Annotated in this window: 9 protein-coding genes; 6 read left to right on the forward strand and 3 right to left on the reverse strand. The window is 43.2% G+C overall.

The genetic code is table 11. From position 1 onward, the window contains the following. The first annotated feature begins 5 nt into the window (after positions 1–5). Entirely contained in the window at positions 6–1,496 is a 1,491-nt protein-coding gene (locus BDE36_RS03445; protein WP_141813736.1) for a UxaA family hydrolase, read from the forward strand. A gap of 131 nt (positions 1,497–1,627) precedes the next feature. Here BDE36_RS03445 and BDE36_RS03450 read toward each other — a convergent pair whose 3' ends face one another. Next, on the reverse strand, positions 1,628–2,074 hold the full coding sequence (locus BDE36_RS03450) for a NanQ anomerase/TabA/YiaL family protein (protein WP_128767812.1): 447 nt from the start codon (positions 2,072–2,074) through the stop codon (positions 1,628–1,630). A gap of 139 nt (positions 2,075–2,213) precedes the next feature. After that, positions 2,214–3,239: a sugar kinase gene (locus BDE36_RS03455; protein WP_128767811.1), complete on the reverse strand. Its 1,026-nt coding sequence runs from the start codon at positions 3,237–3,239 to the stop codon at positions 2,214–2,216. A gap of 323 nt (positions 3,240–3,562) precedes the next feature. On the opposite strand from BDE36_RS03455, the gene BDE36_RS03460 reads away from it, so the two are divergent. The 3 genes from BDE36_RS03460 to BDE36_RS03470 all read left to right on the forward strand — a co-directional run bounded on the left by BDE36_RS03460 (position 3,563) and on the right by BDE36_RS03470 (position 7,561). Beyond that, on the forward strand, positions 3,563–4,225 hold the full coding sequence (locus BDE36_RS03460) for a bifunctional 4-hydroxy-2-oxoglutarate aldolase/2-dehydro-3-deoxy-phosphogluconate aldolase (protein WP_128767810.1): 663 nt from the start codon (positions 3,563–3,565) through the stop codon (positions 4,223–4,225). Positions 4,226–4,250: 25 nt separating this feature from the next. Then, positions 4,251–5,693: an MFS transporter gene (locus BDE36_RS03465; protein ID WP_128767809.1), complete on the forward strand. Its 1,443-nt coding sequence runs from the start codon at positions 4,251–4,253 to the stop codon at positions 5,691–5,693. Positions 5,694–5,938: 245 nt separating this feature from the next. Beyond that, a complete protein-coding gene (locus BDE36_RS03470; RefSeq protein WP_128767808.1) occupies positions 5,939–7,561 on the forward strand; it encodes an NADP-dependent glyceraldehyde-3-phosphate dehydrogenase in 1,623 nt (540 codons plus the stop codon). Positions 7,562–7,719: 158 nt separating this feature from the next. On the opposite strand, the gene BDE36_RS23540 is transcribed toward BDE36_RS03470, so the two are convergent. After that, positions 7,720–7,857, reverse strand: coding sequence for a hypothetical protein (locus BDE36_RS23540; protein ID WP_161987525.1), 138 nt, complete (start codon positions 7,855–7,857; stop codon positions 7,720–7,722). A 58-nt stretch (positions 7,858–7,915) separates the two neighbouring features. Here BDE36_RS23540 and BDE36_RS03475 point away from each other — a divergent pair, with 58 nt between their 5' ends. Together BDE36_RS03475 and BDE36_RS03480 are read left to right on the forward strand one after the other, a co-directional pair. Continuing rightward, entirely contained in the window at positions 7,916–11,992 is a 4,077-nt protein-coding gene (locus BDE36_RS03475; RefSeq protein ID WP_141813737.1) for a hybrid sensor histidine kinase/response regulator transcription factor, read from the forward strand. A 170-nt stretch (positions 11,993–12,162) separates the two neighbouring features. Further along, positions 12,163–15,006, forward strand: coding sequence for a TIM-barrel domain-containing protein (locus BDE36_RS03480; RefSeq protein WP_141813738.1), 2,844 nt, complete (start codon positions 12,163–12,165; stop codon positions 15,004–15,006). The last annotated feature ends 57 nt before the right edge of the window (positions 15,007–15,063 follow it).

Raw genomic sequence — 15,063 nt, forward strand, 5'->3', positions numbered from 1 at the left:
TTAAGATGAAAGAATTTATTAAGATACATTCACGGGATAACGTGGTGATTGCATTGAAGAATTTCAGTGCGGGCGATTTTATTGAAGTTGAAGGTAAGCGGATTGTTTTACTGAATGATGTGGAGCGGGGGCATAAAATCGCTACTGCAGATATTACTTCTGGCGAAGATGTGATTAAATATGGCTATCCCATTGGATATGCTACAGCCGACATCAGGATGGGCGAGCACGTGCATGTACACAATGTAAGAACGAAGCTTCAGGATGTAAACGATTATTCCTATAATCCCCATTTGCACGGAGAGCTGCCTCATGCGAACCGCAACCTGACTTTCAACGGATACAGAAGGGCAAATGGAGATGTGGGTATCCGTAACGAAATATGGATAGTTCCTACGGTAGGATGTGTGAATGGTATTGCCGAACAGATCATCCGTGAATTTAAAGCGGAAGAGAATCCAACGGACATAGAGGGAATAGAAGTATTTAAACATAGTTACGGTTGTTCGCAATTGGGCGATGATCATGTGAATACACGGCAAATCCTTGGGGATATAGCGCTGCATCCGAATGCAGGTGGCGTGCTTATTCTGGGCCTCGGATGTGAGAATAACAAGATTGACGAGTTCGAAGCCTCGTTAGGCGACTATGATAAAAGCCGCATCAAGTTCCTTTCAAGTCAGAGTACTTCAGATGAAGTAGAAGACTCGAAGGCTCTTCTAAGAGAAATATATGAGGTGGTTCGTAAAGATAAGCGGGAACCTATTCCTGTATCAGAGCTGAGGGTAGGTTTGAAATGCGGAGGTTCTGATGGACTTTCGGGGATTACAGCAAATCCGCTTGTAGGATATTTCTCAGATTTTCTGATCAGCCAGGGCGGTACTACTATTCTTACTGAAGTGCCTGAAATGTTCGGTGCCGAGACAATCCTTATGGATCGCTGTGTCAATGAAGAGGTGTTCGAAAAAACGGTTCATCTGATCAACGATTTCAAGCAATATTTTATCGATCTCAAACAGCCTATTTACGAGAACCCCTCTCCGGGTAACAAAGCCGGTGGTATAACCACCCTGGAGGATAAATCTCTTGGCTGTACACAGAAAGGTGGTATTGCAAATGTGGTAGACGTATTAAAATACGGTGAAAGGCTGAAGGCTAAAGGTTTGAACCTTTTGAGCGCCCCGGGCAATGATCTTGTAGCTACCACAGCTCTCGGAGCGTCGGGATGTCATATTGTACTGTTCACAACAGGTCGCGGAACACCGTTCGGCAGCTTTATACCTACGCTGAAAATTGCGACTAACAATGAACTTGCCACTAAAAAGCCTCATTGGATCGACTATAACGCAGGTCCTCTGGCTGAAGATAAGACCTTTGACGCTGCGTTAGAGGAATTTATTGATAAGATTGTGAGAGTGGCAAGCGGAGAGAAAGCGCACCATGAGAAAAATGGATTTCGCGAAATCGCCATTTTTAAAACAGGTGTTACCTTGTAAATTTTCAGATTCGATTATAATGAAAAGAGGCTTCTCCGAAAGGAAAGCCTCTTTTTTAGTTATGGGTGATGAGTTATGGATTATGAGTGCCTTTAAATTCATAATCCATAACTCATGATTCATAACCAATCCTAGATTTTCACTTTAATAACCAGCTTTTTAATAACTCCTTCGCCGATCATTGGGGCATGTACATCTTCAGGAAAGAAGATAGCAAACTGACCGGGCTGTAGTTCGAAGTACATTCCTGGTTTGTCATTGTAAAAAATAACGTCCTTTTCCGGGTTATATGGAGCAACAGGATTCGTGCACACACTGCGGGTGCTCCATCCCATTTTTTCTTTTCCAGAGATACATACCTGGATGTCGATAAAGTTGTTGTGAGCTTCAAATTTAGCGTCTTCAACTTTCGCGCCTTCTTTCGCCGAAACAGCGGAGGTCAGCGATCCTTCTTCAATTACAGTTTTACCAACTTCGAGCGACTGTAAATCCTCGTTTTTGAGATATTCAAAAGCTTTAGCAAAGTGTTTGTGAACGCTCAGGTATTTGTCGGCGTTTTCTAAAGAATCTATAATCATTGTGTAGTTTTTAGACGTGAGTAATGAGATTTGAGAAATAATCAATTAGTTAAAGTAAAAATAAAAAATCCGCCAGGCACATCGAAGCGCGCAGGCGGATTTTCCTATAATTTATTACGATCCCGCATTGGGTAAGTAATTATCTTTGAACTCTTCCGGAAGCATCACCTTTGATAAGGGTTTGAACTTCAGAAAGTGTAGCATGATTCAGGTCACCAGGAATAGTGTGTTTCAGTGCGGAAGCTCCAACACCAAATTCAGCAGCCTCGCCCATCGGCATACCGCTCACCAGACCGTAGATAAATCCACTTGCAAATGAGTCGCCACTACCTACACGGTCGACTATACGAACTTCATACTGTTTTGTATGATAGAATTCATTGCCGTCGTATACCAGTGCAGACCATCCATTGTCGGAAGCGCTATGGCTTTCACGCAAAGTAGAAGCAATGTATTTAAATCCAAACTTCTCTTTCATCTGCTGAAATACATCTTTATATCCCGCGAGGTTTAATTCACCTTTTGTAATATCTGTTCCGGCGCTCTTGAATCCTAAAGTAGTTTCAGCATCTTCTTCGTTGCCGATACATACATCAACGTATTGGCAAAGTTTAGTCATTACTTCTCTTGCTTTCTCTTTGCTCCACAACTTTTTACGATAGTTAAGGTCGATACTGGTTGTAATGCCCTTTGCTTTAGCCGCTTTTAAGGCAGCCTCTGTAAGTGCAGCGGCTTTATCGCTTAGTGCAGGGGTGATTCCTGTAGTGTGGAACCAGTCGGCACCTTCGAAGATTTTATCAAAGTCAAATTCAGAAACGTCTACATCAGCGATAGAAGCGTCGGCACGGTCGTAAATTACCTGAGACGCACGCATTGAAGCACCTGTTTCCAGAAAATAGATACCTAATCTTTTTCCACCTCTTGCAATATGTTGAGTATCTACGCCATATCTTCTGATATGGTTTATGGCAGCCTGGCCTAAGGCGTTATCAGGTACTTTGGTAACGAATACTCCGTTTAAGCCATAATTAGTTACCGCTACGGCAACATTTGCTTCACCGCCGCCATAAGTTACGTCAAAGCTGTCGCTCTGTACAAACCGCTCAAATCCGGGAGTTGATAAACGCATCATAATTTCTCCCAGTGTTACAACTTTTTTAGACATCTTAAAATGATAATTTTTATATTTAAAAAGGTTTATTAATTATACTTTCAAAAGAGTTTTCCAAAAGTACGTTATAGTTGCGCGAAATGCAGGAACCCGTAATGGGATTTCGTAAAAAATTTGTGCAATCGTTTCCGGCTGAAACATTAGTTCACAATTAAAAAGAAAAATTAAGATTTTCTTAATAAAAAAGCCAGTTAGATGATAAAATGATAAAAATTAGCCGGGTTTTAATAAGTGATTCTCGTCATGAGCCGGTTGAAGTTATCATAAATTTTATACATTAGCCTCATTATATTTCCGAAATTTTCACGAATCATAATATGGATAAGAAATCAGAACTTTTAAAAGTAATACCTGAACAAGGTATATTGCCATTGTATTTTAACAAGGATACTCAGGTAAGTGTGGATTTGCTAAAAGCACTGTATAGTGCCGGCATCAGATCGGTTGAATATACAAACAGGGGAGAGGCAGCATTGACAAATTTTGCTGCTATGAAGAAGGTTTGTGATACTGAATTAAAAGGAATGTATCTTGGTGTCGGTACGATTAAAGACGCCGCAGCCGCTCAGGCTTTCATCGACGCAGGTGCAGATTATATCATCAGTCCCGGACTTGTTGAAGACGCCGCAGAAGTAGCCGATAAGAACAATATGCTTTGGGTACCAGGCTGCATGACTCCAACCGAGATCATCAGGGCCGAGAAGCTGGGTGCTAAGTTTGTAAAATTATTCCCTGGAAATATACTCGGGCCATCTTTCCTGTCTGGCATTAAAGAGCTTTTCCCGAATTTATTGTTTATGCCTACAGGAGGAGTTGATCTTGACAGAGACAATATTGCAGGGTGGTTTAAGGCTGGAGTTTGTGCAGTTGGAATGGGAAGTAAGCTGGTAAGTAAGGATATCATGGAAAATAAGAAGTATGATGAATTGATTTCCCTTACTAAACAGGCTATGGAAATAGTGCAGTCTTGCAAAAAATAAACTAACAGAACCTAATTATAACGAAATGGGACAAACTAAAATAGGAAATTACAGGTGGACGATATGTGCCATGTTGTTTTTTGCTACGACAATCAACTATTTAGACCGGCAGGTCCTTTCACTAACGTGGAAGGATTTTATTGTTCCTGAATTTCACTGGACTAACAATGACTACGGGAATATTACCGCCCTTTTTTCTATTTTCTACGCAGTAAGTATGTTGTTTGCCGGTCGTTTCGTGGACCGGTTAGATACAAAAAAGGGGTTTCTGTGGGCTATTGGAGTTTGGTCCCTTGGCGCATGTCTTCACGCTTTTTGTGGAATTGCAACTTCAGGAATCCTTACAGGGAAATGGCTGGTAGGTTTTGAAGAAGCTAAGGAGGCCATTGCAACGGTAAATAATACGGGAATGGTGATATCAGTTAGTGTGACGCTGTTTATCTTCGCCAGGCTTGTACTTGCCTTTGGCGAGGCTGGAAACTTCCCGGCTGCAATAAAAGCTACAGCAGAGTATTTTCCAAAAAAGGACAGAGCTTTATCAACCAGTATATTTAATGCAGGCGCTACTGTAGGTGCCCTGGCTGCTCCTGTTACAATTCCTTTTATTGCTGCCGCATGGGGTTGGGAAATGTCGTTTATTATTATAGGTGCTCTTGGTTTCGTTTGGATGGGGTTCTGGGTATTTGTGTATAAGAAACCTGAAGTTCATCCTAAAGTGAGCGCTGCCGAACTTGCCTATATTCAACAGGATATAGTATATGATAAGAAGATTGTAGATAATGTAGAGGGTATTCCAGAGAAAAAAGTAACGTTTAAGGAAGCTTTCGGATATCGCCAGACCTGGGCATTCGCCTTTGGCAAGTTTATGACGGACGGAGTATGGTGGTTCTTTCTGTTCTGGACACCGGCCTATTTAAGCTCTGTTTACGGTATGGATACTACAGAAAGTGCACTTCCGCTTTTTGTACTTTACATGATCACTCTTCTTTCCATTATTGGTGGATGGCTGCCATCTTATTTCGTTGATAAAAGAGGGATGAATCCATATGCCGGTCGTATGAGGGCAATGCTGATATTTGCCTTTTTTCCGCTCCTTGCCTTATTGGCACAGCCATTGGGACAGATTACTTACTGGATCCCGGTGATCATCATAGGTATCGCCGGTGCAGCTCACCAGGCATGGTCGGCAAATATTTTTTCGACTGTCGGCGATATGTTCCCTAAAAAAGCTATTGCAACCATTACTGGTATTGGCGGTATGGCTGGAGGCGTAGGTGCTTTCATTATCAATAAAAGTTCTGGCGTGCTGTTTGACTATGCCGGGCAAACTAATATGGTGTTTATGGGCTTTAAAGGCGAAGAGGCAGGATATTTTATCATTTTCTCTATTTGCGCGGTAGCTTATCTGATAGGCTGGACCGTTATGAATATATTAGTTCCTAAATATAAGCCTATCACAGATCTATAATAGGAACCAAAGAAAAAAGGATCCCTGGTTTTGGTTGCCAGGGGTCTTTTTTTATGTCTTTTCCTCAGCAGATGTTTTTATACTGTAAAATTTGCCTTGAGGGTATTAGAGAAGTGGTCATTCTTTTGGAGATGACAACAATTCGCCTAAGTTTGTAATATTACAGCTACCTTTCAGCGTTTGGCTGCTATTAAATAAGTGGGTTCTCTATCTGGAATCCTTAATTATCGAATTAACACACGATTATGAGTGAAAAGTTAAATCTAGAATCAATTTTTGTTCCGGAGGATCAGATTCCGCCGGAATTCCTGATCGGGGAGATACATCAAAGGGAGTATCTCTGCGATGGAGAAATGCGTCCCTGGGATGGAGCAGTGAGCGAAGTTTATTCGCCTGTTTGTGTTCCCACTTCCGAGGGGCTGAAGCGAAAGCTGATTGGTACATACCCTGTATGTACCGAGAAGGAAGCGACACATGCGCTTGACGCCGCTATAGCCGCCTACGATAACGGTCGTGGTGAGTGGCCAACCATGAGTATTGACGGACGTATCAAGTGTATGGAACGCTTCATCTTTAAGATGAGCGAGCAGCGCGATCTGATCGTGAAGCTTATTATGTGGGAGATCGGAAAATCGTATGCTGATTCAACGAAGGAGTTTGACCGTACTGTCGAATATATTAATGCGACTATTGATGCCCTTAAAGATATTGACCGGCAGTCGTCGAGGTTTGAAATAGAGGAAGGCGTAGTCGCTCAGATCCGACGCTCGCCAATTGGTGTGGTGCTCTGTATGGGCCCCTTTAACTATCCTCTCAACGAGACTTTTACCACGCTTATTCCCGCAATATTGATGGGAAATACGCTTTTGTTTAAACCACCCAAACACGGTACGTTACTTCACTACCCATTGCTGAAAGCTTTCCAGGAATCGTTCCCTAAAGGGGTTGTTAATACGATTTATGGACGTGGTGCGGTAGTAACACCCGGACTGATGGCAACGGGCAAGATAAATGTCCTGGCTTTTATTGGGTCAAGTAAGGTGGCAAATGACTTGAAAAAGAGACATCCGAAGATTAACAGGCTTCGTGCCGTATTAAGTCTGGATGCTAAAAACGCAGCTATTGTTACCAAAAATGCCGACCTTAAGCTATCTGTGAGCGAATGTATCCTGGGCGCGTTATCTTTCAATGGACAGCGTTGTACAGCGATCAAAATGATCTTTGTTCATAAGGATGTTGCCGATGAGTTCCTGAAGCTGTTGGGAGAGGAGATAGCCAAACTAAAATGCGGCCTGCCATGGGATAAAGATGTTAAACTTACTCCGGTGACAGAACCTGGGAAACCGGCATACCTGCAGGAATGTATCGACGATGCAATTGCAAACGGTGCAAGTGTTGTAAATGAGCATGGAGGTGAAACCCACGAATCGTTCTTCTATCCGGCAGTTGTGTATCCGGTGAACGAAAAGATGAAGCTGTACAGGGAAGAGCAGTTTGGTCCGGTAATTCCGGTAGTTCCGTTCGAATCTATTGAAGAGCCGATCCAATACCAGATCGATTCGCCACATGGAATGCAGGTAAGTATTTTCAGTAATGACGCCGAGGAGGTGTCTGCACTGATAGATCCTTTTGTGAACCTGGTAAGCCGGGTGAATATCAATGCTCAGTGTCAGCGCGGACCGGATGTGTTTCCGTTTACTGGTCGTAAAGACAGCGCCGAAGGAACATTGTCGGTTCATGATGCATTACGATCATTTTCGATCAGATCACTGGTAGCTACCAAGCTGAATGAGAATAATAAAAAGCTATTTAATGAAATCGTGAGCGGACATACTTCCAACTTTTTGAGTACGAAGTATATATTTTAGTGTTAAGTTATACGTAGCAAGTTATACGTAATAAGTTGTAAGTTTTAAGTATCAATAGGCTTAAGATCTTCTTTTTTGAGGAAAAGCGAATCATTTTACTTGAACATACACTAGCTGACTATCTTTAGATGCCCCGGGGATTCAGTTGCCGGGGCATTTTACTGAAGGCGTAAAAGTCCATTTACCATGTTATAAACCTTTATGGCAGGCCAGGCCAGGCCATTCCGTTCCGATACAGATTTACCGAATTGCCAGGCATTTTTCATAGATCCTGTCTTTTCAAGAAAAATAATCATTAAATTAGAACCTTGATCAGGCTGTCTGTGAAGCCTTTGAAAAACAATCCGCTAATTAATGTTAAGCCGTCTCTATCCTTTTATCCTGTTCTGTGTTCCGCTGTTGCTCTATAAGGAAACTAAAGCACAATCTCTTCAGTATCAATTCTCGGCATTGAATATTTCTCAAGGGTTATCTCACAATCAGGTGAACTGTATCTTCAAAGACCGGAAGGGCTTTATGTGGTTCGGGACCATGTCGGGACTGAACCGGTTCGACGGATATACATTTAAAGTATTCAGGCATGTGATAAAAGATAGTACGTCTATAAACGATGATAACATTATTAATATTCAACAAGGGCCGGAAAATAAGTTGTGGGTTCAAACCCGCATGGGCTTTGTTATTTACGATCCGGTAAAGGAAAGATTTGACCGGCGTCCTGAACTTTTTTTATCCCGACTGAAGATAAAAGGTACACTCCTCGATCTTAGAGACGACCGCAGGGGCCGTTTCTGGATAATCACAAGCAGCGGATTATATTACTATAAGGAGGGGACAGTAAATGCCGTTCTTGTGAAGAAAACGACTGTCGGGTTTAGCGCTTTAAATATCGACAAACGAAGTGGGATATGGGTGGTTTATAACAACGGTCTTATCGAGCGGATCGACTCCCGCGGAAGCAGCCTGCAGACGCGTTTCAAGCCATCTTCTGCAGGAGATACGGCTTCATGGAAGCTGTTTATCGACAAGGATGATGATCTATGGGTATATGCGGTAGACCAACCAAGGGGAGTCGTTCACATTAATCCATCGAATGGGGTAACAGAATATTACACAACCGACAGTGGCAGGTTCCGGCTAAATACAAACAACATTTACAGCATAAGTGAAGACAACAGCGGGATTATCTGGGTAGGCACAGATCATGGAGGAATTAATCTTTTAAACAAAAAGACCGGTAAAGTGACCTATCTCCTAAATCGGGAGTCGGACGAAAAAAGTCTTGCTCAGAATAGTACACCCGTCATTTACCGTGACAATAACGGAGTCATGTGGGTGGGAACTTTTAAAAAGGGAATTAGTTACTACCATGAAAGTATCATAAAATTCCCGCTGTATCGCCACCAGCCCAAAGAACCAAACAGTCTCAGTTACGAGGATGTAAACCGATTTGTGGAAGATGCAAAGGGCAATCTATGGATAGGGACCAACGGGGGAGGACTTGTTTATTTTGACCGGCAAAAGAATAGTTTCTTAACGTTTAAACATGAGCCCGGAAATAGTAATAGCCTGAGTAATGACGTTGTCGTTAGTTTATGTATTGATCACCAGCAAAAGCTCTGGGTAGGAACTTATTTTGGTGGTCTGGATTGTTTTGACGGAAAGACATTTACTCATTACCGGTATAACAATTCGGATTCATCGAGTTTGTCGGACGATAGGGTCTGGGAAATTATGGAAGATTCTAACAAGAATCTATGGATCGGGACACTCGCAGGCGGTTTAAATCGCTTCATCCCCGAAAAGCGATCTTTCGAACGTTTTAAGTCTGGCCCCAATTCCATTCAGTCAAATTACATCGCCGCTTTACTCGAAGACCGCAGAGGGAATATCTGGATAGCGACAGACAATGGCATTGATATAAAGATGAAGCGGAGCGGAAAGTTTGTACATTATGCTCATTCAGAGACAGACAATGGAAGCTTAAGCAACAACAATGTTATTTCTTTACTGGAAGACTCTGCCGGGAGAATATGGGCCGGCACCCAGGATGGTCTGAATATCTATGATTGGAGAAAAGGGAAATTCAGACGTTTGCGGAGTACCGATGGCTTACCTGACAATACCATACTCACCATTCTCGAAGACAGCAAGGGTAACATATGGCTCAGTACTCCTAATGGAATCTGCTGTATACATACCCGGAAAAATGGGACGGGCCACTATATATTCAGAAATTATGATGAGCTCGACGGGTTACAGGGACGGGGATTTAATGAAAATGCGGCACTTAAAACACGCAGGGGAGAATTGATATTTGGTGGTGCAAATGGATTTAACCTTTTTAGTCCCGAAGCGATCAGTGTTAGCAAAAAGGCGCCGGCAGTGGTGTTTACCGACTTTCAGCTATTCAACAGGAGTGTTTTACCGGGCGAGGCAGTGGATGGAAATGGTATTCTTAAGCATTCTATCAGTGAAACAAGCGAAATCATACTTAACTATGACCAGAACGTATTTTCCATAGAGTTCGCTGCCCTAAACTTTTCCAATGCAGCTAAGAATAAGTACGCATATAAGCTTGAAGGGTTCAATACAAACTGGCTGACGACCGATAGCAGGAACAGGAAAGCGACATATACAAACCTCGATCCCGGAGAATATATATTCAGAGTACGTGCTTCGAATGACAGCGGGGTATGGAATAACGATGGTAGTTCTTTGAAAATTACTATTCGACCGCCCTTCTGGAAAACGCCGCTTGCCTATGCAGCCTATATCGTTGCGATACTTGGACTTTTATTGTATATCCGCTGGCGGGGTATCAAAGAGCTCAAAAGTCAGTTTGCTGTCGAACAGGAACGGCAGGAGGCACAGCGGATGCATGAACTTGATATGATGAAGATAAAGTTCTTTACAAATGTCAGTCACGAATTCCGTACCCCACTTTCGCTTATCTTGAGCCCTCTCGATAAGCTGTTAAAGAACATATCCGACAGCAGTGATGAAAAACGTCATTTGCAGTTGATTCAGCGAAATGCGCGCCGTCTTCTCAATCTTGTAAACCAGCTAATGGACTTCAGGAAAATGGAAGTGAATGAGTTGAAGCTGCAGTTAGAAGAGGGTGATATAGTTGACTTTATCAAAGAGAGCTTTCAATCTTTTACTGATCTTGCAGAAAAAAAAGACATCAGGTTTTCGCTTAAATCTGCATTAAACAATTTCGTTACGGCGTTCGACCATGACAAGGTAGACAGGATCCTGTTCAATTTACTTTCAAACGCTTTTAAATTTACATCCGACGGAGGGACTATTTCCCTGGAACTCGCCCTGGAGCAAAGGGCGGGAGAGGCTTATGTCCTCAAGATCTCCATCCGGGATAGTGGAATAGGTATACCGAAGGAAAAACAGGAGTTGATATTTGAACGCTTTTTTCAAAACGATGTGCCGGGCTCTATGGTAAATCAGGGAAGTGGAATAGGACTGGCAATAACACGGGAGTTTGTAAATCTGCATCATGGAACGATCAGAGTCGATAGCGAACCGAATAAAGGAAGTTGTTTTACCGTAGAACTGCCGGTAAAAGCGTCAGGACAAATACTTTCGACCGTTATAGATGAGCCAGGCGCTCTTTTGAAAGGACGAGAGGAGTTTAGCGAGAAAAGGTTAACCATACTTCTGGTTGAAGACAATGAAGACTTCAGATTCTATTTGAAAGATAACCTGAGACAGTACTATAATGTCATAGAAGCCGAAAATGGAAAAACGGGATGGGCCAGGGCGCTTGGGAATCATCCGGACCTTATTGTGTCGGATATAAGCATGCCCGAAATGAACGGCATAGATCTGTGTCTGAAAATACGAAACGATAAACGTACTGTTCATATACCGGTTATTCTGCTTACCGCAATGACTGGCGAAGAGCAATTACTCAGAGGTTTGGAAACCGGAGCGAGCGATTACATGACTAAGCCATTTAATTTTGAAATCCTGATTTCGAAGATTAAAAATCTGCTAACACAGCATGAGTCATTGCGCAAGACATATCAAAGGCAGGTTGAAGTTAAACCTACCGAGATAGATGTTGTTTCTGCTGATGAGAAATTTATCCGGCAGGCATTGGCAATTATAGAGCGCAATATATCTAACCCGGATTTTTCCGTTGAAGAATTTAGTAAAGAAATGTGCATGAGCAGGGTGGCGTTATACAAAAAACTACTCCAGCTGACGCGCCAAACTCCTAGTGAGTTTATTCGAACTATCCGGTTAAAAAGAGCCGCCCTCCTGCTCGATAAGTCACAAACTACAGTTTCTGAAATAGCATATGAGGTAGGGTTTAATAATCCGAAGGCGTTTGCGAAGTATTTCAAGACTGAGTTTGGCGTTCTGCCATCGTCCTGGTCTAAACTCAAAAAGGAGGATAACTCTGAGTAGTTTAGCGTTTTATGGCCTATTGGCGAACATTTCGTATGCTGGTTAACATTTGCTCTCCTATTTGTAAACATTTCTGTACCCTCCGATTTTATAAGCTCCTGTAGTTTTACGGCAGTAAATAAGGCAATTCTGATTTCCGAAATATGCTTTATTAATTAACTAACCGAGTTATGCGTAAAAGAATACTAACTGTTTTTTTGACCTGCTTTTTTGTATCAGTGAAAGTTTTTTCCCAGTCTGCTGAGGTGAAGCGTCTGTCCGACGGAGTGCGGATAAGTGTGCCAGGCAAGGCCGGTTTGCCGGCACAGAGTATTCGCCTTCAGGTAATTTCTGACAATATCATCCGGGTTACTTCGGCCATTTCCGGCTTCCCGGTTACCTATAAAAGCCTTATGGTAGTCGACAGTCTTCCTAAGGCTCCTTCCTGGCATTTAAGCCAGTCCCCGGAAGCAGTCAGTCTCAAAACTGCGTTATTAACTGCCAACGTTAGCTTAATCAACGGAGCAGTAGCCTTTACGGATAACAATGGGCAGCCTATACTAAAAGAAGCGATCCGCACTAATGCTTCTTTTGTTAACTCCTCCTATTCTGGCGACGCTTTTTATAAGATTAACCAGGTATTTGAGACCGATGCGACAGAAGGTTTTTATGGATTGGGCCAGCATCAGAATGGCGTGATGAATTACCAGGGGCGGCAGGTTGTCCTGTCGCATTATAATACAGACGTAGCTGTCCCCTTTTTGATGTCAAGCAAAAATTATGGCATCTTATGGGATAATTATTCGATCACGAAGGTGGGAGATGTTAGAGACATTCAACCCTTGTCGGGACTGAAACTTTATTCTAAGGAAGGGAAGTACGGATGGCTTACTGCTACTTATAGCGGTAAAGAGAAGAGCAACGTGCTTGTTTCCCGTGCAGAGTCAGACCTCGATTACTCTTTCCTGAAGGATATGAAAACCTTTCCCGACAGCTTCAAGCTGGCGGATGGAAAAGTGAGGTGGGAAGGTTCTATCGAATCGCCTTACAATGGTCAGCATACTTTTTTTGTTAAGTACGCCGGATATATAAAAATATGGATAGGAGAGAAGCTTCTTGCTGACAGATGGCGTCAGCCCTGGAACGCTGGAGCCATAGAGCTTTCGTATGCGTTCGAGAAGGGCAAAAAATACCCGCTGACTATCGAGTGGATCCCCGACGGCAGCGAGTCTTATCTTTCACTAAAATGGCTGGGGCCGGTTCCGCTGGGACAGCAGAACCAGCTGGCCTTTAGCTCCGAGGCAGCCGATCAGATCGACTATTATTTCATCAGCGGAAGAAACCCTGATGAGGTTATCAGCGGCTACCGCAGTCTGACAGGGAAGGCCCCGATCATGCCTAAGTGGGCCATGGGCTTCTGGCAGAGCCGCGAGCGGTATAAGACGCAGGATGAAATATTAAATACCGTAAAGACATTCCGGGAAAGGAAGATTCCACTGGACAATATTGTTCTCGACTGGTCTTACTGGGCCCAGGACCAATGGGGCAGCCAGGAGTTCGATCCAGATCGTTTCCCTTCGCCCGGAAAGATGCTGAGCGATCTGCATATAAAATACCACACCCGCCTCATGATCTCTGTCTGGCCGAAGTTTTATAAGGGTATTAAAACTTATAACGACTTCGAGAAAAAAGGATGGCTCTATATGCGCAACATAGAGGACGGACGTAAAGACTGGATAGGCAAGGGCTACTCATCGACGTTTTACGATCCCTTTAATGCGGAGGCAAGAGCCGGCTTCTGGAGTCTATTGAATGATAAGCTGTATAAGAAGGGCATAGATGCCTGGTGGCTTGATGCTACAGAACCAGATATTCACTCAAACCTGGATGTGGAGACTCGTAAAACATTAATGAGTCCCTCTATTGGCTCAGGAATGCGGTATTTCAACGCCTTTCCGCTGCAGAATGCTAAAGGAATTTACGAAGGACAGCGGGCTGCCAACCCCGAAGACCGGGTATTTATCCTTACCCGTGCATCGTACGGCGGGCAGCAACGCTATTCGGCAGCTACATGGAGCGGGGATATTTCTTCCCGCTGGCATGATATGAAAGACCAGATCCCCGCAGGAATAAACTTTTCATTGTCAGGATTACCCTACTGGACCATGGATATTGGAGGTTTTTCAGTAGAGAAGCGCTTCGAAGATGCCAAAGAGAAGGATCTTGACGAATGGCGTGAGTTGAATGAACGCTGGTACCAGTTTGGGGCGTTTACGCCAATCTTCAGGGTGCACGGCCAGTTCCCATACCGCGAAATCTATAATATAGCGCCCGAAGATCACCCCGCATATAAAAGTATGCTGTACTATAATAAGCTCCGCTATCGTCTCATGCCTTATATCTATTCGCTTGCTGGTAAAGCTTATCATGAGAATTACACGATTATGAGAGGATTGATTATGGATTTTGCATCTGATACAGCGGTGAAGAATATCGGTGATCAATACATGTTCGGCCCATCGCTTCTGATCAACCCTGTATATGAATATAAAGCAACGGACCGGCAAGTGTATTTACCTCGCGGATCCGGCTGGTATGATTTATATAACGGCGAATACAAGGCGGGCGGGAACACTATCATGGCGGATGCTCCATATGAGAGAATACCGGTTTATGTGAAGGAAGGATCGATCATTCCATTCGGGCCGGAATTGCAGTATACTTCAGAGAAGGCGGCCGATCCTATAACCTTATATGTCTATGCAGGACTTGACGCCAGCTTTACCCTCTATGAAGACGAGGGAACCAACTACAACTACGAGAAAGGGGCATACAGCACTATTCCCTTTACCTATACAGAAAAAACAAAAACACTGACCATTGGAGAAAGAAAAGGAAGCTTCGACGGCATGCTTCAGAACAGGACTATCCAGATAGTATGGCTCAGTCACCGAAAAGCGAGTCCTTTAAACTTAAGCTTACAGCCAAAACAGAAAGTGAACTATACAGGGAAAGCAGTATCTGTAAAGATGTAAGGTGTTATTTATAAGCAACTATGTAAAATAAAGAATGCAGTAAACTGAATAAACAAC

This window comes from Arcticibacter tournemirensis (genome assembly GCF_006716645.1).
Lineage (GTDB): Bacteria > Bacteroidota > Bacteroidia > Sphingobacteriales > Sphingobacteriaceae > Arcticibacter > Arcticibacter tournemirensis.